The sequence below is a fragment of the Pseudomonas sp. B21-047 genome (genome assembly GCF_024748775.1).
GTDB classification, from domain to species: domain Bacteria; phylum Pseudomonadota; class Gammaproteobacteria; order Pseudomonadales; family Pseudomonadaceae; genus Aquipseudomonas; species Aquipseudomonas capeferrum.
In genome coordinates this window covers 1069113-1093316 of the sequence record NZ_CP087169.1, presented here as the reverse complement: position 1 = coordinate 1093316, position 24204 = coordinate 1069113, and the positions used below count along the sequence as shown (strand labels likewise).

At 62.0% G+C, this 24204-nt stretch carries 20 protein-coding genes; 17 read left to right on the top strand and 3 right to left on the bottom strand.

The genetic code is table 11. The features are described 5' to 3' along the window. The first annotated feature begins 95 nt into the window (after positions 1 to 95). The 3 genes from LOY26_RS05010 to LOY26_RS05000 all read left to right on the top strand — a co-directional run bounded on the left by LOY26_RS05010 (position 96) and on the right by LOY26_RS05000 (position 3896). Positions 96 to 2684: a TonB-dependent receptor gene (locus LOY26_RS05010; protein WP_258714463.1), complete on the top strand. Its 2589-nt coding sequence runs from the start codon at positions 96 to 98 to the stop codon at positions 2682 to 2684. A gap of 150 nt (positions 2685 to 2834) precedes the next feature. Then, the gene (locus LOY26_RS05005; protein WP_033701040.1) at positions 2835 to 3428 is read left to right on the top strand and encodes a biliverdin-producing heme oxygenase; all 594 of its coding nucleotides are present in this window, start codon (positions 2835 to 2837) and stop codon (positions 3426 to 3428) included. A gap of 54 nt (positions 3429 to 3482) precedes the next feature. Next, positions 3483 to 3896: a YbaN family protein gene (locus tag LOY26_RS05000; protein WP_186662934.1), complete on the top strand. Its 414-nt coding sequence runs from the start codon at positions 3483 to 3485 to the stop codon at positions 3894 to 3896. Here LOY26_RS05000 and arcD (LOY26_RS04995) read toward each other — a convergent pair. Beyond that, entirely contained in the window at positions 3876 to 5303 is a 1428-nt protein-coding gene (arcD, locus tag LOY26_RS04995; protein WP_033701042.1) for an arginine-ornithine antiporter, read from the bottom strand. The genes LOY26_RS05000 and arcD (LOY26_RS04995) overlap by 21 nt on opposite strands. A gap of 435 nt (positions 5304 to 5738) precedes the next feature. On the opposite strand from arcD (LOY26_RS04995), the gene arcD (LOY26_RS04990) reads away from it, so the two are divergent. The 6 genes from arcD (LOY26_RS04990) to LOY26_RS04965 all read left to right on the top strand — a co-directional run bounded on the left by arcD (LOY26_RS04990) (position 5739) and on the right by LOY26_RS04965 (position 12586). Further along, positions 5739 to 7166: an arginine-ornithine antiporter gene (gene arcD / locus LOY26_RS04990; RefSeq protein WP_186657128.1), complete on the top strand. Its 1428-nt coding sequence runs from the start codon at positions 5739 to 5741 to the stop codon at positions 7164 to 7166. A 32-nt stretch (positions 7167 to 7198) separates the two neighbouring features. Then, the gene (arcA, locus tag LOY26_RS04985; RefSeq protein ID WP_033701046.1) at positions 7199 to 8452 is read left to right on the top strand and encodes an arginine deiminase; all 1254 of its coding nucleotides are present in this window, start codon (positions 7199 to 7201) and stop codon (positions 8450 to 8452) included. Positions 8453 to 8522: 70 nt separating this feature from the next. After that, positions 8523 to 9533 (top strand): ornithine carbamoyltransferase, encoded by a 1011-nt coding sequence (locus tag LOY26_RS04980; protein ID WP_016485079.1) that lies wholly within the window; start codon positions 8523 to 8525, stop codon positions 9531 to 9533. A gap of 90 nt (positions 9534 to 9623) precedes the next feature. Further along, a complete protein-coding gene (gene arcC / locus LOY26_RS04975; protein ID WP_033701047.1) occupies positions 9624 to 10553 on the top strand; it encodes a carbamate kinase in 930 nt (309 codons plus the stop codon). Between the two features lie 56 nt (positions 10554 to 10609). Continuing rightward, a complete protein-coding gene (locus tag LOY26_RS04970; protein ID WP_033701048.1) occupies positions 10610 to 10978 on the top strand; it encodes a DUF5064 family protein in 369 nt (122 codons plus the stop codon). A gap of 99 nt (positions 10979 to 11077) precedes the next feature. After that, a complete protein-coding gene (locus LOY26_RS04965; RefSeq protein ID WP_186663048.1) occupies positions 11078 to 12586 on the top strand; it encodes a sigma-54-dependent transcriptional regulator in 1509 nt (502 codons plus the stop codon). Positions 12587 to 12671: 85 nt separating this feature from the next. On the opposite strand, the gene LOY26_RS04960 is transcribed toward LOY26_RS04965, so the two are convergent. Both LOY26_RS04960 and LOY26_RS04955 read right to left on the bottom strand, forming a co-directional pair. Beyond that, positions 12672 to 13844, bottom strand: a complete 1173-nt coding sequence (locus LOY26_RS04960; RefSeq protein WP_186657125.1) for an MFS transporter — start codon at positions 13842 to 13844, stop codon at positions 12672 to 12674. Continuing rightward, a complete protein-coding gene (locus LOY26_RS04955; RefSeq protein ID WP_258714462.1) occupies positions 13837 to 14649 on the bottom strand; it encodes an alpha/beta fold hydrolase in 813 nt (270 codons plus the stop codon). The genes LOY26_RS04960 and LOY26_RS04955 overlap by 8 nt, the downstream gene beginning before the upstream one ends. A gap of 122 nt (positions 14650 to 14771) precedes the next feature. Between LOY26_RS04955 and LOY26_RS04950 the strand changes: the two genes are divergently transcribed. The 8 genes from LOY26_RS04950 to gcvP all read left to right on the top strand — a co-directional run bounded on the left by LOY26_RS04950 (position 14772) and on the right by gcvP (position 24177). Continuing rightward, a complete protein-coding gene (locus LOY26_RS04950) occupies positions 14772 to 15278 on the top strand; it encodes a MarR family winged helix-turn-helix transcriptional regulator (protein ID WP_258714461.1) in 507 nt (168 codons plus the stop codon). A gap of 25 nt (positions 15279 to 15303) precedes the next feature. Beyond that, a complete protein-coding gene (locus LOY26_RS04945; RefSeq protein ID WP_033701053.1) occupies positions 15304 to 16242 on the top strand; it encodes a LysR family transcriptional regulator in 939 nt (312 codons plus the stop codon). Between the two features lie 127 nt (positions 16243 to 16369). Continuing rightward, on the top strand, positions 16370 to 17302 hold the full coding sequence (locus LOY26_RS04940; RefSeq protein ID WP_186657114.1) for a TauD/TfdA family dioxygenase: 933 nt from the start codon (positions 16370 to 16372) through the stop codon (positions 17300 to 17302). Further along, complete coding sequence (locus LOY26_RS04935) at positions 17299 to 18780, top strand: AMP-binding protein (protein ID WP_186662930.1); 1482 nt, start codon at positions 17299 to 17301, stop codon at positions 18778 to 18780. Before LOY26_RS04940 ends, LOY26_RS04935 begins: the two co-directional genes overlap by 4 nt. A gap of 10 nt (positions 18781 to 18790) precedes the next feature. Beyond that, positions 18791 to 19390 carry a thermostable hemolysin gene (locus tag LOY26_RS04930; RefSeq protein ID WP_186657111.1) on the top strand — a complete coding sequence of 200 codons (600 nt, stop codon included), beginning with the start codon at positions 18791 to 18793 and terminating at the stop codon, positions 19388 to 19390. A gap of 48 nt (positions 19391 to 19438) precedes the next feature. Further along, on the top strand, positions 19439 to 20632 hold the full coding sequence (locus LOY26_RS04925) for a multidrug effflux MFS transporter (protein ID WP_186657108.1): 1194 nt from the start codon (positions 19439 to 19441) through the stop codon (positions 20630 to 20632). A gap of 294 nt (positions 20633 to 20926) precedes the next feature. Further along, complete coding sequence (gene gcvH, locus LOY26_RS04920) at positions 20927 to 21310, top strand: glycine cleavage system protein GcvH (protein WP_033701056.1); 384 nt, start codon at positions 20927 to 20929, stop codon at positions 21308 to 21310. An 11-nt stretch (positions 21311 to 21321) separates the two neighbouring features. Beyond that, entirely contained in the window at positions 21322 to 24177 is a 2856-nt protein-coding gene (gene gcvP, locus LOY26_RS04915) for an aminomethyl-transferring glycine dehydrogenase (RefSeq protein WP_186657102.1), read from the top strand. Positions 24178 to 24204 lie beyond the last annotated feature (27 nt).

Below are 24204 nucleotides of genomic sequence, written 5' to 3'. Positions count from 1 at the left end.
CCCGCCCGTCTCGTTATAGCCAATGCAACTGATTCTTGTTTGATAACAAGAACGGTCATCACCTATAACAGTTCGCGCGTCTGGGAGCGCTTTCGATGTCCACAGGTCCAACTCGCCCGTCCACACTTTCCCGCCGCACAGGGCAATTGTCCCTGCTGAGCCTGGCCCTGCTCGCCTGCGGCGCCTGCAGCCTGCCGGCCCTGGCCGCCGAACCTGCCCAGGCCAGCAGCCCGCGCATGGGTGACTATCGCTTCAGCATCGGCCAGCAGCCACTGGTTTCGGCCATCAATGCCTTCAGCCAGGTCACCGGCTGGCAGGTCGGCTTCAGTGCCGAACTGGCCGATGGCGTCGCCTCGCAAGGGGTGCAGGGCTCGCTGCCACCGGAGGCCGCGCTCAAGCGCCTGCTCAAGGGCACCGGCCTTGGCTATCGCAAGATCGGTAACGGCAACGTGGTGCTCGAGCGCCAGACCACGGGCAATGTCATCGCCCTGCAGCAGGTGACCGTCAGCGCCACCCGCAGCGCCCAGGACGTCAGCCAGGTGCCGAGCACCGTCAGCGTGCAGACCCGCGAGCAACTGGACCGGCAGAACGTCAACAACATCCAGGACCTGGTGCGCTACGAGCCAGGTGTTTCGGTGGCCGGTACCGGCCAGCGCAGCGGCCTGAACGGCTACAACATCCGCGGCATCGACGGTGAGCGGATCCTCACCCAGATCGACGGTGTGTCGATCCCCGACAGCTTCTTCTACGGCCCTTACGCCCAGACCCAGCGCAACTACGTCGACCCCGAGATCGTCAAGCGCGTGGAGATACTGCGCGGCCCCGCATCAGTGCTATATGGCAGCAATGCCATCGGCGGCGCGGTCAGCTATTTCACCCTCGACCCGGACGACATCATCAAGCCCGGCAAGGACGTGGGTGCGCGACTCAAGACCGGTTATAGCTCGGCCGACGAAAGCTGGCTGACCTCCGCCACCGTCGCCGGCCGCCAGGGCGACTTCGACGGCTTGCTCCACCTGAGCCAGCGTAACGGCCACGAGACCGAGTCCTACGGTGGCCACAGCGGTGACGGCCTGGCCCGCACCGAAGCCAACCCGCAGGACGTGCGCAGCACCAACGTGCTGGCCAAACTGGGCTGGAACTACGCTGACGATGCGCGCCTGGGGTTCACCTACGAGCGCTACAAGGATGACCGCGACCAGAATATCCTCAGTGCGGTGGGTGGGCCGTTCATTCCAGGCTTTGGTGCCATGAATTCCTATCGTATGCGCCAGGGCAACGATACGGTGACCCGCGAACGCTTCGGCATCAACCATGAGTTCGGTCTCGATAGCTTGGTCGCCGACCATGTCAAATGGAGCCTCAACTACCAGATTGCCAAAACCGATCAAACCACCGATGAGCTGTATGTCGCCTCGGGTCGGCAGGTACTTCGTGAACGTCAGACCACCTACAAGGATCGCCAATGGGTCTTTGATGCCCAGCTGGACAAAGCCTTCAGCATCGGTGCAACCGATCATTTGCTGACCTACGGCACCACGCTCAAGCATGAAAAGGTCACCGGCTCCCGTAGCGGTTCGGGCACTTGCCTGAACGTTGGCGGCACTTGCACCGCCATCGGGCAGGACAGCGCTCGCGACGGCCAGGTGCTGGTCAGCGACTTCCCGGACCCGACCATCAACACCTACAGCCTGTTCGTCCAGGACGAGATCCGCTGGAACAACTGGACCTTCATGCCAGGCGCACGCTATGACTACACGCACATGGAGCCCAAGTTCACCGATGCCTTCTTGCGTGGCCTGGAGTCCACCGGCACGGCACCCACCTCGCAGGACGACTCGGACAAGAAGTGGCACCGCGTCTCGCCCAAGTTTGGCCTGACTTACGCGTTCAACGACAATTACACCTGGTACGGCCAGTATGCCGAAGGCTTCCGCACGCCCACGGCCAAGTCCATGTACGGCCGCTTCCAGAACCTGGAGCAAGGCTACCGCGTAGAGGGCAACCCGGGCCTCGAACCTGAAAAGAGCAAAAGCTACGAAACCGGCCTGCGTGGCAACTTCGACGCGGGTAACTTCGATGTGGCGGTGTTCTACAACAAGTACCGCGACTTCATCGATGAAGATGCCGTGCAAAGCGCCAACCTGGAGCAAACCTTCCAGGCCAACAACATCAAGCACGCCACCATCAAAGGCGCCGAGGTCAAGGGCCGCCTGAACCTGGATCACTTCGGCGCGCCGCAAGGCCTGTACACCCAGGGCTCGATTGCCTACGCCTACGGTCGCAACGATGACACCGGCCAGCCGTTGAACACCGTCAACCCGCTCAAGGGTGTGTTCGGCCTGGGTTACGAGCAGCAAAACTACGGCGGCCTGCTGAGCTGGACGCTGGTCAAGCGCAAGACCCGCGTAGACGACACCCACTTCTACGCACCCGATGGCGCCAGCGCCAAGTTCCGCACCCCGGGCTATGGCGTGCTGGACCTGACCGGTTTCTACAAGGTGACCGACGACGTCACCATCAACGCCGGCCTGTACAACCTCACCGACAAGAAGTACTGGCAGTGGGACTCGGTACGCAGCTACGACGGCCAGGGTGAGGCTGCGGTAACCCAGCCAGCCAACATGGACCGCCTGACCATGCCGGGGCGCAACTTTGGCATCAATGTGGTGTGGGATATTTGATCCCTTGGGTAGGCCTTGAGCGTTGCAGCGTCTGCCAGATCGAGCGCTGCAACCCTCAAGGCCACCACCCAAAAAACCCAGTTTTTTTACTGTCCCGCCCCCGCTATTTCGTCTTGTATCTAGACACCCCTTTTTCCAAGGACTGCCCCCATGACCGAACGCCCAGCCCTGCGCTCCCAGCGCCTTAACCAGATCACCCACGCCCCGCACACCGAGCTGGATGCCCTGGTCAAGGCCCACGCCCCCTTCGACAGCCGTGAAAACTTCGCCCGCTTCGTGGTCGCCCAGTACCTGTTCCAGTCCGAACTCAAGGCCTTGTACAACGACCCGCAACTGATCGCCATCGTCCCCGACCTGGCCGAGCGTTGCCGCGCCGAACAGGCCCGCCTGGACCTCGCCGACCTCGACACCGAAGTGCCCGGCGCAGTCCCTGGCGCGGTACAAAATCCGAGCCTGGGCGAGGCCATGGGCTGGATCTTCGTCTCCGAAGGCTCCAAACTGGGCGCTGCGTTTCTGATCAAGCGTGCCGTGGCCCTTGAGCTGTCCGACAGCTTCGGCGCCCGCCACTTGGGCGAACCGGCCGGCGGCCGTGCCGAAGGCTGGAAACAGTTCACCCGCATCCTCGATGGCCTGGCGCTGTCGGCCGAAGAAGAGGCCGCCGCCGAACGGGGCGCGGTCGCAGCCTTCGAGCGCTTCACCGAGCTGCTCAAGCACGCCTATGCGGCAGATGCCGCGCTGGTTTGACACGCTGTACCCGGCCACCCCACCGGTGGCCGAACCGTTTTTCGCAGTGAGACCATGACCCAACCTGCCCGCTCGAAACTCGCTCGTTTGCTGTATGGAATCCTGGCTTACGTAAGCCTGGGGGTTGGCCTGGTCGCGATCGTCATTCCCGGCCTGCCGACCACCGAGTTCATCCTGCTGGCCGCCTGGGCAGCCACCCGCAGTTCACCGCGCCTTTCTGCCTGGCTGGAGAATCACCGGTTGTTCGGGCCGATTCTGTTCAACTGGCGCAATGGCAAGGTGATCCAGCGCCGGGCCAAGGTCAGCGCCACCATCAGCATGCTGCTGTGCGCAGGCCTGATGCTGGCCTTCCTCGAACACCACTGGCCGGTGTTTCTGGCAATCGGCGGCATGACCCTGGGCAACCTGTGGATCTGGTCGCGCCCAGAACAAGCTTGCGTAGCCGGGTCACAAGCTCAGCAACCCTGAATACAGGGCATACGCCGCCAGCGCAGCGCCCGCCAGCACCGCAGCGAAAATCAGCTTCTCCCACGTGGTGAACAGGGTCTGCCCCTGCTCGTGCTTGGCCCTGGCGAACAGAATCACACCGGGGGCATACAGCAGCGCCGACAGCAGCAGGTACTTGAGCCCACCGGCGTACAGCAACCACACCGCATACAGCAGGGCAACCATCGCCACCAGCAGGTCCTTGCGCCGCAGGCCCGCTTGCCCGGCGTAGGAGTCTCCACGCAGCGCCAGCAACACCGCATACGCCGCCGACCACAGGTAAGGCACCAGAATCATCGACGAAGCCAGGTAGATGAGGCTGGTGTAGGTCCCGGCCGAAACCAGGGTGATCAGCAAGAAGCCCTGGATCATGCAGTTGGTCAGCCACAGGGCATTAGCCGGCACATGGTTGGCGTTTTCCTTGGCCAGAAAGCGCGGCATGGTCTTGTCACGCGCGGTGGCGTACAGGATCTCGGCGCACAGCAATGCCCATGAAAGCAAGGCGCCGAGCAGCGAAACGGCCAGGCCGATACTGATCAACAATGCGCCCCACGGGCCAACGATGTGTTCGAGCACCGATGCCAATGACGGGTTCTGCAGCCCGGCCAGCTCCGGTTGGGTCATAACCCCCAGCGACAGCACGTTGACCAGCACCAGCAGCGCCAGCACGCCCAGAAAGCCGATCACCGTGGCCTTGCCCACATCCGACCGGCGCTGTGCACGCCCGGAATACACGCTGGCGCCTTCGATGCCGATGAACACGAACACGGTGACCAGCATCATGTTGCGCACCTGGTCCAGCACATTGCCGAACTGCGGGTTGCTCAAGCCCCAGATATCACGGGTGAAGATGTCGGCGCGAAAGGCAAACGCCGCGATGACGATGAAAATCAGCAACGGCACCACCTTGGCCACGGTGGTCACCTGGTTGATGAACGCCGCTTCCTTGATGCCGCGCAACACCAGAAAGTGCACAGCCCACAGCAGCAGCGAGGCGCAGCCGATGGCGATAGGCGTGTTGCCCTCGCCAAACACCGGAAAATAGAACCCCAGCGTACTGAACAGCAGCACGAAATAGCCGACGTTGCCGAGCCAGGCGCTGATCCAGTAGCCCCAGGCCGAGGAGAAGCCCATGTAGTCGCCAAAGCCCGCCTTGGCGTAGGCATACACGCCCGAGTCCAGTTCAGGCTTGCGGTTGGCCAGGGTCTGGAACACGAACGCCAGGGCCAGCATGCCAACCGCCGTGATGCCCCAACCGATCAGTACCGCGCCGACATCGGCACGCGCCGCCATGTTCTGCGGCAGCGAGAAGATCCCGCCACCGATCATCGAACCCACCACCAGTGCGATCAGCGCGCCCAGGCGCAGCTTCTGTCCCGGTTCGCTCATGTGCCTCCCTTTTTTTCACCCGCTGTCATTCGTTTGAAACAGCCATGCCGGCCATATTAAGCGCGGTGGCTTATATGGGTTAACGCCATAAAAGCTATAGCACTAATAACTGCTTTGTCTATGCCAACCCTCTGTAAAAATTAGCAGCTGCCCAGCAACTAGGGAAGGCGCTGTTAAAACTCGAAATTCTTGTGAAAAATTTGCGAAAGCCTCAAAAACGGCTAGCTTCAAGCAGCGCAGGCCGAACAGAGCGTTTGCTCTAGTACGACATGGAGGTGCCAGCCCACAAGGCCTGCGGCAAAGCTGTCGGCACTCTCCAGGAGCCATGTGAAGGATTTTTCCTACTTCACATGACCATGAACTGACCCACGTCAGCGAATGGCCCCGGCGTCGGATTTATTCTGTCGTCAACTTTCTCCTGGCAGGAGTTGTTAAATGTCTGATTCATCCGGAAAATTAAAACTCGGTGCGCTAGTTGCACTTGTAGTGGGTTCAATGATCGGTGGCGGGATCTTCTCGCTGCCCCAAAACATGGCGGCCAGCGCGGGGGTTGGCGCGGTGCTTATCGGTTGGGCCATCACCGCGGTCGGCATGCTGACCCTGGCGTTCGTGTTCCAGACCCTGGCCAACCGCAAACCTGACCTGGACGGCGGGGTTTACGCCTACGCCAAGGCCGGTTTTGGTGACTACATGGGCTTCTCTTCAGCCTGGGGTTACTGGATCAGTGCCTGGTTGGGCAACGTCGGTTACTTCGTGCTGCTGTTCAGCACCCTCGGTTACTTCTTCCCGATCTTCGGTGAGGGCAACACGCCCGCCGCGATCATCGGCGCTTCGATCCTGCTCTGGGCCGTACACTTCCTGGTGCTGCGCGGCATCAAGGAAGCGGCGTTCATCAACCTGGTCACCACCGTGGCCAAGATCGTGCCGCTGGTGCTGTTCACCCTGATCTGCCTGTTCGCCTTCAAACTCGACGTGTTCACCGCCGACATCTGGGGCCTGGGCACACCGGAGCTGGGCAGCGTGATGAACCAGGTGCGCAACATGATGCTGGTCACCGTCTGGGTGTTCATCGGCATCGAGGGCGCGAGCATCTTCTCGTCACGGGCGGAAAAACGCGCTGACGTGGGCAAGGCCACCGTCATCGGCTTCGTCACCGTGCTGCTGTTCCTGGTGCTGGTCAACGTGCTGTCGCTGGGCATCATGACCCAACCGGAACTGGCCAAACTGCAAAACCCGTCGATGGCCGCCGTGCTTGAACATGTGGTCGGCCACTGGGGTGCGGTGCTGATCAGCGTCGGCTTGATTATCTCGCTGCTCGGGGCCCTGCTGTCGTGGGTGCTGCTGTGCGCCGAGATCATGTTCGCCGCCGCCAAAGACCACACCATGCCGGAGTTCCTGCGCCGCGAAAACGCCAATCAGGTGCCAGCCAACGCCCTGTGGCTGACCAACGCCATGGTGCAGATCTTCCTGGTCATCACGCTGTTCTCCAGCAGTACCTACCTGTCGCTGATCTACCTCGCCACCTCGATGATCCTGGTGCCTTACCTGTGGTCGGCGGCGTATGCATTCCTGTTGGCACTGCGCAACGAAACCTACGAGCAAGCCTTGGCCGAACGCAAGAAGGACCTGTTCATCGGCGCCATCGCTCTGCTGTACGCCATCTGGCTGCTGTACGCCGGCGGCGTGAAATACCTGCTGCTCTCGGCCTTGCTGTATGCCCCGGGGGCCATCCTGTTCGCCAAGGCCAAGCGCGAGGTTGGCCAACCTATCTTCACCAACGTGGAAAAACTGATCTTCGCGGCCGTGGTCGTCGGCGCCCTGGTGGCTGCCTATGGCCTGTACGACGGCTTCCTGACCCTTTGACCCACGTCTTCGCACACATGGAGGAATGAACAATGTCCGCTGAAAAACAGAAGTACGGTGTCCACTCCGAAGCCGGCAAACTGCGCAAAGTGATGGTCTGCTCCCCAGGCCTGGCACACAAGCGCCTGACCCCGAGCAACTGCGATGAACTGCTTTTCGACGATGTAATCTGGGTCGACCAGGCCAAGCGCGACCATTTCGACTTCGTCACCAAGATGCGCGAGCGCGGCGTCGATGTACTGGAAATGCACAACCTGCTGACCGACATCGTGCAAGACAAAGAGGCCCTGAAGTGGATCCTCGACCGCAAGATCACCCCTGACACTGTCGGCGTAGGCCTGACCAACGAAGTGCGCAGCTGGCTCGAAGGCCTTGAGCCACGCCATCTGGCCGAGTTCCTGATCGGCGGCGTGGCAGGTCAGGACCTGCCGCAGAGCGAAGGCGCCGATGTGGTCAAGATGTACAACGACTACCTGGGCCACTCCAGCTTCATCCTGCCACCGCTGCCCAACACCCAGTTCACCCGTGACACCACCTGCTGGATCTACGGCGGCGTTACGCTCAACCCGATGTACTGGCCGGCGCGACGCCAGGAAACCCTGCTGACCACCGCCATCTACAAGTTCCACAAGGAGTTCACCGGTGCCGACTTCCAGGTCTGGTACGGCGACCCGGACAAACAGCACGGCAACGCCACCCTCGAAGGCGGTGACGTGATGCCGATCGGCAAGGGCATCGTGCTGATCGGTATGGGCGAGCGCACCTCGCGCCAGGCCATCGGCCAATTGGCGCAGAACCTGTTCGCCAAAGGCGCGGTGGAAAAAGTCATCGTCGCCGGCCTGCCGAAATCGCGCGCCGCGATGCACCTGGACACCGTGTTCAGCTTCTGCGACCGCGACCTGGTCACGGTCTTCCCGGAAGTGGTGAAAGAGATCGTGCCGTTCATCATCCGCCCCGACGAAAGCAAGCCTTATGGCATGGACGTGCGCCGCGAGAACAAGTCGTTCCTCGACGTGGTCGGCGAACAACTGGGCGTCAAGCTGCGCGTGGTCGAAACCGGTGGCAACAGCTTCGCCGCCGAACGCGAGCAGTGGGATGACGGCAACAACGTGGTGGCGGTAGAGCCCGGCGTGGTCATCGGCTACGACCGCAACACCTACACCAACACCCTGCTGCGCAAGGCCGGTATCGAGGTCATCACCATCAGCGCCGGCGAACTTGGCCGGGGCCGTGGCGGCGGCCATTGCATGACCTGCCCGATCGTCCGCGACCCGCTCGACTACTAACGACCATCACACCCGGCCGCCTCCACAAGACTGCGGCCGGGCACCTCACCGAATTCAAGGAGAAACCGTCATGGCGTTCAATATTCACAACCGCAACCTGCTCAGCCTCGAACATCACACCACGCGCGAGCTGCGCTACCTGCTGGACCTGTCCCGCGACCTCAAGCGCGCCAAGTACACCGGTACCGAACAGCAGCACCTGAAGGGCAACAACATTGCCTTGATCTTCGAGAAGACCTCGACCCGCACCCGCTGCGCCTTCGAAGTCGCGGCCTATGACCAGGGCGCCAACGTCACCTACATCGACCCCAACTCCTCGCAGATCGGCCACAAGGAAAGCATGAAGGACACCGCCCGCGTGCTCGGGCGCATGTACGATGCCATCGAGTACCGTGGCTTCAAGCAGGAAATCGTCGAAGAACTGGCGAAGTTCGCCGGCGTGCCGGTGTTCAACGGGTTGACCGACGAGTACCACCCGACCCAGATGATCGCCGACGTGCTGACCATGCGCGAGCACAGCGACAAGCCACTTCACGACATCAGCTACGCCTACCTGGGCGATGCCCGCAACAACATGGGCAACTCGCTGCTGCTGATCGGTGCCAAGCTTGGCATGGACGTGCGCATTGCCGCGCCGAAGGCGCTGTGGCCGCATGACGACCTGGTCGAACGCTGCAAAAAGTACGCTGAAGAAAGCGGCGCCCGCATCACCCTGACCGAAGACCCGAAAGCTGCGGTCAAGGGCGTGGACTTCGTGCACACCGACGTGTGGGTATCGATGGGCGAGCCCATCGAAGCCTGGGGCGAACGCATCAAGCAGCTCAAGCCTTACCAGGTGAATGCCGAGCTGATGAAGTCTACCGGCAACCCGCGCACCAAGTTCATGCACTGCCTGCCGGCCTTCCACAACTCCGACACCAAGGTCGGCAAGCAGATTGCCGAACAGTACCCGGACCTGGCCAACGGTATCGAAGTGACCGATGACGTGTTCGAGTCACCGGCCTGCATCGCCTTCGAGCAAGCGGAAAACCGCATGCACACGATCAAGGCGATCCTGGTGTCGACCCTGGCTGACCTCTAAAGGCCACACCGGCCCCGATGGCGCGCGGGCTTGCCCGTGCCCCATCGGGGCTGCGTCGACCGTCAAAATTCCCGATAAAGGACATTCCCCATGCGTATCGTTGTTGCATTGGGCGGCAACGCCCTGCTGCGTCGCGGCGAGCCCATGACCGCTGACAACCAGCGCGCCAATATCCGCACCGCCACCGAGCAGATCGCCAAGATCCACCCCGGCAACGAGCTGGTCATCGCCCACGGCAACGGCCCGCAGGTAGGCCTGCTGTCACTGCAGGCGCTGTCTTACAAGCCCGACGAAGCCTACCCGCTGGACGTGCTCGGTGCCGAGACAGAAGGCATGATCGGCTACATGATCGAACAGGAGCTGGGCAACCTGCTGGCGTTCGAAGTACCGTTCGCCACGCTGCTCACCCAGGTTGAAGTGGACGCCAACGACCCCGCTTTCAAAGACCCGACCAAGTTCATCGGCCCGGTCTACAGCAAGGAAGAGGCCGAGCGCCTGGCCAAGGAAAAAGGCTGGGTGGTCAAGCCCGACGGCGACAAGTACCGCCGCGTGGTGGCCAGCCCCAAACCCAAGCGCATCTTCGAGATCCGCCCGATCAAGTGGCTGCTGGAAAAGAGCAGCATCGTGATTTGCGCCGGCGGCGGTGGCATCCCCACCATGTACGATGAAAACCGCAAGCTCAAAGGCATCGAAGCGGTCATCGACAAAGACCTGTGCTCTGCCCTGCTGGCCGAGCAATTGGAAGCCGACCTTCTGATCATCGCCACCGACGTCGATGCGGCCTACATTGACTGGGGCAAGCCCACGCAAAAAGCCATTGCCCAGGCCCACCCCGACGAACTCGAACGCCTAGGCTTCGCCGCCGGCTCCATGGGGCCAAAGGTGCAAGCGGCCAGTGACTTTGCCCGTAACACCGGCAAAGTGGCGGTGATCAGCTCGCTGGAAAACATCGAGGACATTGTCAAAGGCACCGCGGGCACCCGGGTTTCCACCGCCACGCCTGGGATCAGCTACCGTTGAATGCAGTGGGCGGGCGCCTGGCGTCCGCCATTTTCGACCTTCCAAAGGAGCTTGCCATGGCCCAGTACCACCCTGGTCATGTACACATCGAGCGCAGCGCGCTGAACACCAATGACCACAGCTATGACCTGAACATCGAATACGAGGCAGCGTCGGATCCCAAGGAAGGCAGAGGCATTCAGTTCCACATGCATGGCAGCATCGAAGGCAAGACGGTGGACGAAAAGTTCTTCCTGGCCAAGGACCAAGTGCTGCCCAGTTTCCTCATGCTGTTGACCCGCAAGGCTCAGTCCTACCTGGCACCGCCGAAGAAATTCGAGAACCTGGGGTCGCCGCACAAGATCTATGACTTCATGTTCAGCGATATTCGCGAAAAACTCGAGGTGAAGTCGGGCGACCCGATCAAGCCTGAACATCTGGAGTAACAATGAACTGGGGCTGCTGTGCAGCCCCGGCAGTGTTGGGCCAAGCCCACCTATCAAGGCATACTACGGCCCTCCCCGGCCATGACCAACCGCCTCCCCATGCGCATCCACGTCAGCTTCATCGACCGCGTCGGCATCACCCAGGAAGTCCTCGCCCTGCTCGGTGCCCGCCACCTCAACCTGGACGCCGTGGAGATGGTCCCGCCGAACGTCTACATCGACGCCCCGACCCTCAGCCCCGCCGTGCTCGAAGAGCTGCACGACGCTTTGTTCGACGTGCAAGGCGTGCAGTCGGTGGATGTGGTCGACATCCTCCCGGGCCAACGCCGCCACCTGCAGCTCGATGCCCTGCTCGCGGCCATGAGCGACCCGGTACTGGCCGTGGACAGCGCAGGCCTGGTGTTGCTGGCCAACCCGGCGCTGATTGCCCTGTGCGGGCGCGAATCGGCCGGGCGCTCGGTGGGCGAACTGTTCGGCGACAACGGCCTGCTGCAGGCCCTGCAGGACAACAACTTCCACCTGCCGATGCGCGAAATGCAGCTCAACGGCCAGAGCCTGTTGCTCGACGCCACGCCCATCACCAACGCCGGCGGCCTGCTGACCCTGTACCCACCGACGCGCATGGGGGAACGCCTTTCGGCGTTGCACCATGACCATGCTGAAGGGTTCGACGCGCTGCTCGGCGAATCACCGGCCATCCGTACCCTCAAGGCCCGCGCATTGCGTGTGGCGGCCCTGGATGCGCCCTTGCTGGTACACGGCGAGACCGGCACGGGCAAAGAGCTGGTGGCCCGTGCCTGCCATGCCATCAGCAGCCGCCACGCTGCGCCGTTTCTGGCCCTGAACTGCGCCGCGCTGCCCGAGAGCCTGGCCGAGAGCGAGCTGTTCGGCTATGCCCCAGGCGCCTTTACCGGCGCGCAACGGGGTGGCAAACCCGGGTTGATGGAGCTGGCCAACCAAGGCACGGTATTTCTCGACGAAATCGGCGAAATGTCGCCGTACCTGCAGGCCAAATTGTTGCGTTTTCTCAGCGACGGCAGCTTCCGCCGCGTGGGGGGTGACCGTGAGGTGAAGGTGGATGTGCGGATCATCAGCGCTACCCACCGCGACCTGGAGCACATGGTGGCCGAAGGCACCTTCCGTGAAGATTTGTTCTACCGCCTCAACGTGCTCAACCTGCAAGTGCCGCCCTTGCGTGACCGTGGCCAGGACATCCTGATGCTGGCGCATTTCTTCATGCAGCAGGCCTGTACGCAGATTCAGCGCCCCGCTTGCCGCCTAACCCCGGCCACCCATTCGGCGCTGCTGGCCAACCCTTGGCCAGGTAACGTGCGGCAATTGCAGAACGTGATTTTCCGCGCGGCGGCCATTTGCGAGAGCAACCTGGTGGACATTGGCGACCTGGACATCGCTGGCACCTCGGTGGCCCGTGGCCAGGATGGCGAAGTGGCGAGCCTGGAGCAGGCCGTGGCGAACTTCGAACGGGAGCTGTTGCAGCGCTTGTATGCCAGCTATCCGTCGACACGGCAGCTGGCCGGCAGGCTGCAAACTTCACACACCGCCATTGCACAGCGGCTGCGCAAGTACGGCATATCGGGAAAATCATAAGATTTGGTGAAAAATCAGCGGCATGCGTGCGGCCGAACTGGCACGCACGCTCGGTAACCGGAATAGGCGCGTCAGCCTTGCCGATTCAAGCCTGACGAACCATGGCTTCTTTGTGCCGCAACGGCGGACGCAACAGTGTGCTCAACCCCAGCAGCACGAAGGCGCCGATCATCATCACCGCCCAAGCCCAGTGCAATGAGCTGAGCTGGTCACGCACGATACCGGCGAGCAGTGGCATGCTGGCGGCGATCAGGTACCCACCACCTTGCACGAACGCCAACAGCGCGCCAGCCTTGGCCGGTGAATCCGCGTGGTCCATGGCAACGATCAACGAGAGTGGGAAAAGCGCCCCAATGCCCAGGCCCAGACACACTGTGGCCACGGCCGCCAACGCTACCGGCGCGACCATCAGGCAGGCCAACCCTGCTATCAATAGCAAAATGACCCACACCAAGGGGTATCTGCGATCCGCAAAGCGCTGGATCAAGGATGACACGAGCAAGCCGGCGAGCACTTCGGTGACGGTCAATGCCCCCAGCAGGTAACCCGCCTCGGCTGCTGTCCACCCCAACTCGATGTAGAACGGCGGCAACCAGGCCAGCACCAAGGTGTAGGCACCTGTGCCAATGCCGAAGAACAGCAACAGCAACCAGGCCCGCGGGCTACGGTAGGGCAATGTGGCCGACACCTGTCTGCCAGGGGTCCCACGCGCTAGCAGCAGCCAGACGATCAGGGCGACCAATGCCGGGACGGCAGCGTAGCCCAACGACAGTTGCCAGCCGAACAGGCCGGCGCCAGGTGCTGCCGTGGCGGCGGCCAACGCGGCGCCCGCCATGATACCGGTGGTGAACAAGCCCATCAGCATGCCAGCACTTTGCGGATGGCTGCCCTTGAGGAACGCCGGCATCAGCGCCTGAATGATCGCAATGCCGATACCACCCAGTGCCGCTGTGGCGATGAGCGCTTCGGCAGTGCTGACGTAGGCGCGTGCAGCGCAGCTCAGCGCAATCAGCACAATGCCTGCAGCCACGCCCTTGGTCTCACCGACCAGACGCAGCAGCCAGGGGCCGGACAACGCGAACACGCCCATCATCATCACCGGCAAGGTCGTCAGCAGGCCGGCTTGGGTGTTGCTCAGCCCCAGGTCGTGCTGCAGCAATTGCAGCAGCGGGCCGATGGCAGCCATGACCGGGCGCAGGTTCAAGCCGATCAGTATCGCCAGCAACCCGACGCAGGCTTTGTTGGGGGTATCAGTCATGATGGAGGGGCTCCTGCAGGAACGCACCGGTTGCCTGGTTGAATGCCTGTGCGAGCGGTACGTTGAATACGTGCCCCTCGCCCGCGAGGGTGGCCAGGCGAGCGTGACCGATGTTGTTGCAGATGGCTTCGGCTTCGGCGCTCGGGCTGATCGGGTCAAATTCTGCGGCGAGTACCAGTGTGGCGGCCTGAATGCGTTGCAAATCGCCAGTCAGGTCGTACTGCTTCATGCCCTCGCACCAGCGGATCTGGTTGTGCGCCCGTAACTGCGCGGCCTGGGCGTGCCACGCCTGGTAAAGCCGCTGACCACGGGGCGAGGCGGCGAAGTCCGCACCGACCAATGCGGGCCAGCTCGACTTGAAGTGTTTAAGGCAACCATCCTGCTTGCCCAAGGCGGCCGCCCACTCGCTGAGCAGTCCCTTACGATGTGCAGTGTTCATGCTGGCGAACGTGCCGGCAACGATCAGTTTCTCTACTGCGTGCGGGGCATTACAGGCCATCTCAAGGGCCACCATGCCCCCCAGGGACAAGCCGACCAGCTGGACGCTGTCGAGCCCGAGGTGGTCCAGCAGCGCCAGCATTTCCAAGGCTTGGGCATGGGCGGTGATGCCTTCGGGGGCATCACTGGATGCACCGTGCCCTAGCAGGTCGGGTACGATGACACGGTGCCCGAGGCCAAGCAGCGCGCTGAGCTGCGGCATCCACGCCCTGCCGCTGTTGGCAAAGCCATGCAGCAGGAGTACGGGGCTGCCGGAGCCGGTGTCATGATAATAGTGACGGTGCTGTCCATGTATGAAAAAAGCCATGCTGCCTCCTGATCCTTGAGCTTCATCGCGCCAAGATAACTTAACGTTAAGATTGTTAAAAGGCGCGGGGGTTCAGAAGGTGCGTTGGTTAAACATTTCCAGGTTCAACGATGAGTGCAGCAATGAACGATCATGTCGATTTCGTCGTCGCGCAGTGGGCGCAGGCGATGCCTTCCGTGGATGTTTCCTCCATGGAAATCTTTGGCCGAATGGCGCGTATCAGCAAGCACCTGGAGCGCATGCGTGCAGAAGCCCTGGCGCAGTATGGCTTCAAAGAGGGCGAATTCGACGTCCTGGCAACCTTGCGCCGTGCAGGGGCACCCTACCGCCTGACGCCAACCGAGCTGTATCGCTCGTTGCTGATAACGTCCGGCGCGATGACCAACCGCTTGACGAGACTGGAAAGCGCCGGGATGGTCGAGCGCATTGCCGACAATCAAGACAAGCGCAGCTCCCAAGTGGCCCTCACAGCACAGGGCAAGGCATTGATTGATAAGGCAGTCCTTACCCATACTGAGATCCAGGAGCTGGTACTGGCCCCCCTGGGCGCCGAGCAGCGTGAGCTATTCGCGCAGGTGTTGAAGCAAATGCTCGCTCATCTGCCAGGTGAGGGTGCGCCCAGGCAATGAACTGGAAAATTCAGGAGGAATTTTCATGCTTCACAGCAATTACCTGAAGCAATTGGATCTGCAGGACATCGTGGTGTTCATCAACCTGCTCGAACTGCGCAGCGCCAAGCGGACTGCCGAATTGATGAATATCAGCCAGCCCACCGTCAGTTATTGCCTGAAGCGCCTGCGCGGGTGCTTCGACGACACCCTGTTCTCGTCTTCGCAAGGGGTGCTGAAACCCACCACCAAAGCGGAAAAGATTGCGCCGTACCTTCGCGTGGTGGTCGAGTCCGTAAACCGCTGCGCCGAGGACGACAGCAGCGCCTCGCCACAAGCACAGCGCAAGATCTGGCGCATCTGCGCGCCCGAGTATTTCGAACTTTCCTTCTTGCCGCAGGCGCTGGCGGTACTGTCACGTACACACGGCAATACCTCGCTGCACCTCGATCGCTTAAGCCGTGACCTGCCGGTGGACCGGCTGATTTCAGGCGACATCGACATTGCCATCGGCTTCGGCCCGGGCTATCACCAGATGCACCCCGAGCTGCAATGGCAACCGGTGCTCAGTGATGATTTCGTGTGCGTGACCAGCCAAGGCATGCTGGCCAGTGAAGAGGCCATGAGCCTGGACGAGTTCTGTGCTTCGCCCCATGTGTTCCCGACACCGTGGATATCGGAAAAGAACATGGTCGACAGCTGGCTGGACAAGGTTGGCCGATCACGCAACGTGCTGGTGCGCGCCAATGGTTATCAGGCCTGCGTGAATATTGTGGCCGCCGTGCCAGCCACGGTGGCACTGCCCGCACGCCTGTTGCCGCACCTGCGCATCGCACCTGGGCTGAAGGTCTGCACACCGCCGCTGGGCTTCCCCAGTTTCACCCTCGACATGATCTGGTCGCGCGATCGCAGCGACAGCAAGGATATTTCCAGCCTGCGCGCACTGGTCGAAGCGGTGGCGCAAACGCTGTTGACGGAACGATGACCCCGCTTTATTAAATTTTCCCAGGGCGTTTAAATTTCTTAAAACCAGCAGCTTGTTCTTTTCACTTACTGTGAGGTTATCGGGTAGCGATGTTCTACCTGACCCACAGTTCAAGGAGGAATAAGTCATGCTGGCGCACGTACAATCCACGGTGTTTCCGTTCTATCGACAACCGACACCGTGCTACGGTTTCGAATGTATCTATGCCGTCGACCGCGCCCTGCGGGTAGGCGATTCGATCAACAGTGCGACACTCTACGAAGACCTCGCCCACAGTGGCGCCATTATCTACCGCGACTTTGCCGATACACTGCCGGACTTCAACGATTTCGTCAGCGCGCATTCCGCTCGCGTGACATTCGACCCTGCCCGCAAAGCCGCTACGGCCAACACGGCAGAAATCGAGGCCGGTGTGAATGAAATGGGGCTGCACCGTGAGAACGGTAACTTGCCATTCAACCCCGACCTGCAGTGGTTCTACTGCCTGGAGCCTGCAGCAGTGGGCTCTGAAACGACCTTGTGCGACGGCCAACGCGTACTGTTCGACTTGTCTGCGAAAACCCGAAAGTGTTTTGAGAACCGCGAGATTCGTTACAGCCGGCGCATCCCCTGGAACAATGTAAAACGTTTTCTGAGCATTGAACTGCAACTGCCCATCGATGACATCACCGACGAGCACTTGCACCAAGTCAATCAACAGGTCAGTGGCCAAACCTATCGCCGCATCGATCAGAACCTGATTGCGTCCGAACTGATTATCTCGGCGGTTGAAACCAGTTGCTTCAGCGGCAAGCAAGCGTTTTGCAATTCAATGCTCGGCCCCAGCGTCAACTATGAACCGCCGCTTATCACCTGGGCCGATGGCGAGGATATCGCCCTGGATATATGGGACGAGATCAAAGAAGTGACCGCCCGCAATACGTATAGCCACTTCTGGCAGAAGGGCGACCTGGTGGTAATCGACAACACGCGCGTCATGCACGGGCGCCGGCGCCTGGATGACCCCTCTCGGCGCATATTCGGCGCGCAAAGCTATCGCATTGGGGGTATCGGCCAATGATCAGCCAAAAAATGCAGGACTACCTGGCCGCCACCCCAGACCGCGTAGTGATCAAGGAAATGAACGGTCGCGCCTACACCTTGCACGAGTTACGCCGTGACGTGATGCGACTGGCCAGTGCACTGGAGGGGCGGGTTGGCCGCTGCGAACGCAAAGTGTTTGGCATCGCCATGCGCTCTTGCTACGAGTGGGTGTACACCTTGTTGGCGATCCAAAAAGTAGGCGGTGTGTTGCTGCCGGTGCCCATCGAGTTTTCCGACGACCAGATCGGCAGCCTACTGGGCAAAGCGGCGGCAGTGTTCGTCAGCGATGAGCAAACCGCCGCCCGCCTGCACGCTATTCTGCCGGACAAGGCGTGCTTCATCCCCGCGCAACTCATGCACGACACCATCGGTGACGAGTGGCGCCAGGAGGACGAGCTCATCCCGGACGGGATTGTTTCGATCATCCACACGTCGGGCACCACCTCCAAACCCAAAGGGGTGATGATCCGCGACGAGGCAGTCGGGCTGCTGGTCGATAACGTGATGAAGCGTCTGCCGCAACAGCCGCTGCACTACTTCTCGATCGTCCCCATGAGTTTGCTGATCGAGCAGGTGCTGGGGGTGTTCATCCCGATTCTTTCGGGCGGCACGTTGACCCTCATGCCCGAAGGTATGACCGAATACGGCGCAGCCAGCGGCAACGCACGGCAGTACCTGCAGCTGATTGCGCCCAACCAGCCGAACTTCCTGTACCTGCCGCCCAAGCTGCTGGAAGAGGCCAACCTGCTGCTCGAGCACTGCTCGGTCGAGGAACTGTTCGGGCCACAACGCCCGCACATCATCACCGGCGGCGCGAAAATTCCGGTCACGGTCCTGGAAGCCCTGGAGGCGCACGGCGTACAGGTGTTCGAAGCCTATGGCCTGAGCGAGAACTCCTCGATCATTTCGCTCAACTCACCGGCGCAACGGCGTATCGGGTCGGCAGGCACCTTGCTCGATGGTATCGAACCCAAGCTGGTCGACGGTGAACTGCTGGTCCGCACGCCGACCCTCTGTGCCGGTTACTACAACGCCGACGATACAGCCTGCGACCTGTCCGACGGTTATCTGCATACCGGCGATATCGCCGAATTTCGCGACGGCTTTCTGTACATCACCGGCCGCAAGAAGCACGTGATCATCCTGTCTACCGCACGCAACATCTCGCCCGAGTGGGTCGAGAACGTCTACAAGGAGAGCGCCCTGGTAGACGACATGATCGTCATGGGTGAAGGCAAGGACGAGCCCTGCGCCATTGTCTTGAGCAGCGCCTGCGCAGACTCGGTCCGCCAGGAAATGGCGCGCCTGGAGCACCGGCTCGCCGACTTTGCCAGGGTCAGGCAGATTCGCGTCATCGCTGACATCGCCACCTTCCGTGATCAGTTCTACACGGTCACGGGGCGGCCACGCAGGGCCGAGATCGAAGCCCGGTTCATCGACCAGATGTACGCCTGAGGAAGCCACCATGTACATCGTGCGTAATTTCTACAAAGGCCGACCTGGCTACCGATGCCTGCAGGAAGCGGTACGTGCCCACTACCTCAAGCACTATGGCGCGACGCCAGAGCCACAGCCCGATCTGTTCGTCTGCCTGACCGGCGCCAACGGTGGGGCCCCAGGTTATGCCTGTGCGGGGATCAGCTACGGCGATTCCGGCAAGCTGTTCAGCGAGTACTACCTGGACCAGAGCCTGGATGAGCGCTACCACATCGATCGGGCACGCATTGCCGAAGTTGGCGCGTTCGCCTCGTTTCATAGCGGTAGCGGGGCCGGGAAGTACCTGCTCAACAACGTGATCAAGACACTGGCCCTGCGAAATTTCGGCTTGGTGGTGCTGACCGCCACCGAGCAGGTGCGGCAGTTGCTGATCCCCCTCGTAGACACCCTCGAGGACCTGGGCGGTGCCGACCGCAACAGGCTCAGGGACCCTGGCGTCAATTGGGGCAACTACTACGAACACGGACCACGGGTGGTGGCTTCGCGCCTGTCTGCGCCGAGTACCTGGGGCAATGCCCCCGCCCTGGCGCTGAGCCAGCCGCATTTCACCTGCCAGGCATCCGCCTGACCACATCTGGCTCCGGGCATGGCCGTGCCCGGAGCACTGGAGGTAACCATGAACGCAAACAAGCGTTACGAGAATTTCATCGTGTTCCTTGCTCCCCTGATCAATAGCGTCGGGGGGATCGCCATCGACCTGTATGCGCCCAGCATGCCGTCAATCGGCCATGAGCTGGGCGCCAGCCCGTCGCTCATGCAGAACACCATCACCATCACCTTGCTGTTCTACGCCATCGGCCAGCTGTTTTTCGGCATCATGACCGATGCACGCGGGCGCCGGCCGGCGGTAATCCTGGGCCTGGCGCTGTTCCTCAGCGGCAGCCTGCTGGCCACCTTCTCGACCTCCATCGAAATGCTCTTGGTGGCCCGCGCACTGCAAGGTTTTGCGATTGGTGCATGCCAAGTGGTTGCCCGTGCCTTGCTGGTCGATATCGTCAAGGGCCCGCGCTTCTATGTGGCCATTATCTATCTGAGCCTGGCGTTCGGCCTCGGGCCCGTCATCGCACCGTATGTGGGCGGCATGATCGAGGTCTACCTGGGCTGGCGCTACAATTTCGTCCTGTATGCGGTCTATGCCGTGATCGTGATGGCGTTCGTTTTGGCCGGGCTCAAGGAATCGCTGCCCGCCACTGCCCGTCGCAGTGCCATGCAAACCCTGGTTGGCTACCGGTGCATCCTGGCTGACGGGCGCTTTCGCTCGTCGGTAATTGTACTGGGCGCGAGTTTCTCGGCGTTTTTGCTGTGGAACGTGATCGGCCCGCATATCGTCCAGGAGCGGCTGGGCCACGACGCCCAATACTTCGGCACTACGGCACTGGCGGTGGGCAGTTGCTATCTGGTTGGGACGCTGGTCAATCGCGCGTTGATCCGCAGGGTCCAGGCGGCCACGTTGATGTGGACGGGCATGCTGCTGTTCCTGCTCGGCGTGTTGAGCATCGCCGCCATGCCTGCTGGGTTGAACCTGGTCAGCATCCTGGGTGGCATCATGCTTGTCGCGTTCGGCCAGGGCTTTATCTTCTCCAACGCCATGGCCCGCTCCATGTCCCTCTTCCCCGACCGCGCAGGGGTGGCGGCCAGCCTGCAGGGCTGCCTGATGCTGGTATTCGGGTCGCTGGCTTCGGGCATCGTCAGTGCACTGCCCTTGGCGTCGAACCTGGCGATCGCGGGCGTGTTCGCGGTGCTCTGGCTGATCTCGCTGTCGGGGATGCTGACGGTGCGCCTGCAACAGCGTCAAGCGTCGCCAGCCTGAGCCTGGTGTAGCCCGACAGGCTTGGATGATGTGACTGTATTGATTTCAATACATCGTATTGAAATCAATACACCCCTACTCCGTTGTGTATCTGCAAGGGTTTGCCACGACTAGCGATTTGGGCCGTGGATGTTCTGTATCGATTTCATTCCACCTTTTTTTTCAACAGGCTTTCGAATATTTATCAAGCCATTGATTTATAAGCGTTTTATTTTATTGGCCACATTTTTGCTACAGGAAATCCAACAAGTGCGTGGCTAACCACGCCTACCGCCCTGCTTTCGAGGATTTCCCATGAGCGAGTTGCGTTTCACCGAAGATCACGAATGGCTGCGCGTTGAAGCCGACGGCAGCGTCACCGTGGGCATCACCGCCTTCGCCCAGAACGCCCTCGGCGATGTGGTTTTCGTGCAACTGCCGGAGCTGCAGCATTACGAAAAAGCTACCGAAGCCTCCACCGTCGAATCGGTCAAGGCCGCCAGCGGCGTGTACATGCCACTGACCGGTGAAGTAGTCGCCGTCAACCAAGGGCTCGAGGACAGCCCTGAGCTGGTCAACGAAGACCCGATGGGCGAAGGCTGGTTCTTCCGCTTCATCCCGGCCGACATGAGCGAAGTGACCGCCCTGCTCGACCAGGACGCCTACGACCGCCTGATCAAAGCCAACGACGACGCCTGAGGAACCACACCATGACCATCAACCTCGGCACCGCCAACGAATTCATCGCCCGCCACATCGGCCCACGCGCCGCTGACGAACAGGCCATGCTCGCCACCCTGGGCTTCGACTCGCTGGACGCCATGACCGCTGCGGTCATCCCCGACAGCATCAAGGGCACCAGCGTGCTCGGCGCAGAAGATGGCCAGAGCGAAGCCGACGCCCTCGCGGCGCTGAAAGCCATCGCCGGCACCAACCAGCTGTTCAAGAGCTACATCGGCCAGGGTTACTACAACACCCACACCCCGGCACCGATCCTGCGCAACCTGCTGGAAAACCCCGCCTGGTACACCGCCTACACCCCTTACCAGCCCGAGATTTCCCAAGGCCGCCTGGAAGCGCTGCTGAACTTCCAGACCCTGATCAGCGACCTGACCGGCCTGCCGATCGCCAACGCCTCGCTGCTCGACGAAGCCACCGCCGCTGCCGAGGCCATGACCTTCTGCAAACGCCTGTCGAAGAACAAGGGCAGCCATGCCTTCTTTGCGTCGGTGCACTGCCACCCGCAAACCCTTGACGTGCTGCGCACCCGTGCCGAGCCGCTGGGCATCGACGTGGTGGTCGGCGACGAACGCGAGCTGACCGATGTCAGCGCCTTCTTCGGCGCACTGCTGCAGTACCCGGCCAGCAACGGTGAAGTGTTCGACTACCGCGAACTGGTCCAGCGCCTGCACGCGGCCAACGCCCTGGTGGCCGTGGCGGCCGACCTGCTGGCCCTGACCCTGCTGACCCCGCCGGGCGAGTTCGAGGCCGACGTGGCCATCGGCAGCGCCCAGCGCTTCGGCGTGCCCCTGGGCTTCGGTGGCCCGCACGCGGCCTACTTCGCCACCCGTGATGCCTTCAAGCGCGACATGCCGGGCCGCCTGGTAGGCGTGTCGATCGACCGCTTCGGCAAGACCGCCCTGCGCCTGGCCATGCAAACCCGCGAGCAGCACATCCGCCGCGAAAAGGCCACCAGCAACATCTGCACCGCCCAGGTGCTGCTGGCCAACATCGCCAGCATGTTCGCCGTGTACCACGGCCCGGACGGCCTCAAGCGCATCGCCCAACGCACCCACGCACTGACCGCCATCCTCGCCGCCGGCCTCAAGGCCATGGGCATCCAGGTCGTCGGCCAGAGCGCGTTCGATACCCTGACCCTGGCAACCGGCGAAGCCACCGCCAGCCTGCACGCGAAGGCCCGTGCCCAGCGCATCAACCTGCGCCAGGTCGATGCGGGCCATGTCGGCCTGTCGCTCGACGAAACCACCGCCCAGGCGGACGTTGAAGCGCTGTGGCAACTGCTGGCCGGCGACCAGCCGCAACCCGATTTCGCCACCCTCGCCGCCAGCACCGGCTCGCTGCTGCCTGCCGGCCTGCTGCGCCAGTCGGCGATCCTCGAACACCCGGTGTTCAACCGCTACCACAGCGAAACCGAGCTGATGCGTTACCTGCGCCGCCTGGCCGACAAGGACCTGGCGCTGGACCGCAGCATGATCCCCCTGGGCTCGTGCACCATGAAGCTCAACGCTGCCAGTGAAATGATCCCGGTCACCTGGGCCGAGTTCGGCAACCTGCACCCGTTCGCCCCGGCCGAACAGAGCCAGGGTTACCTGCAGATGACCACCGAGCTGGAAGCCATGCTGTGCGCCGCCACCGGCTACGACGCGGTGTCGCTGCAACCCAACGCCGGCTCCCAGGGCGAGTACGCAGGCCTGCTGGCCATCCGCGCCTACCACCGCAGCCGCGGCGAGGCCCATCGCGACATCTGCCTGATCCCGTCCTCGGCCCACGGCACCAACCCGGCGACCGCCAACATGGCGGGCATGCGTGTGGTAGTCACCGCCTGTGATGCCCGTGGCAACGTCGATGTCGAGGACCTGCGGGCCAAGGCCATCGAACACCGCGAGCGCCTGGCCGCTATCATGATCACCTACCCGTCGACCCACGGCGTGTTCGAGGAAGCGATTGGCGAAATCTGCGCGATCATCCACGACAACGGCGGCCAGGTTTACATCGACGGCGCCAACATGAACGCCATGGTCGGCCTGTGCGCCCCGGGCAAGTTCGGCGGCGACGTTTCGCACCTGAACCTGCACAAGACCTTCTGCATCCCCCACGGCGGTGGCGGCCCGGGCGTCGGCCCGATCGGCGTCAAGTCGCACCTGGCGCCCTTCCTGCCGGGCCATGCGCAGCTGGAGAACCCGCAGGGCGCGGTGTGCGCCGCGCCGTTCGGCAGCGCCAGCATCCTGCCGATCACCTGGATGTACATCCGCATGATGGGCGGTGCCGGCCTCAAGCGCGCCTCGCAAATGGCGATCCTCAACGCCAATTACATCGCCCGCCGCCTGGAAGAGCACTATCCTGTTCTGTACACCGGTGGTAATGGCCTGGTCGCCCACGAGTGCATCCTCGACCTGCGCCCGCTCAAGGACACCAGCGGCATCAGCGTCGACGACGTGGCCAAGCGCCTGATCGACTTTGGCTTCCACGCCCCGACCATGTCCTTCCCGGTAGCCGGCACGCTGATGATCGAGCCGACCGAAAGCGAGGCCAAGGAAGAGCTGGACCGCTTCTGCGACGCGATGATCCAGATCCGCGAAGAAATTCGCGCCGTGGAAAACGGCAGCCTGGACAAGGACGACAACCCGCTGAAAAACGCCCCGCACACCGCAGCGGAACTGGTTGGCGATTGGGCCCATGGCTACAGCCGCGAGCAGGCTGTGTACCCGCTGCCGAGCCTGGTGCAAAGCAAGTACTGGCCACCGGTCGGCCGTGTCGACAACGTGTTCGGCGACCGTAACCTGGTCTGCGCCTGCCCGTCGATCGAGAGCTATCAGGACGCCTGAGGCGGTCTGTAGAACTTTGGGGCCGCC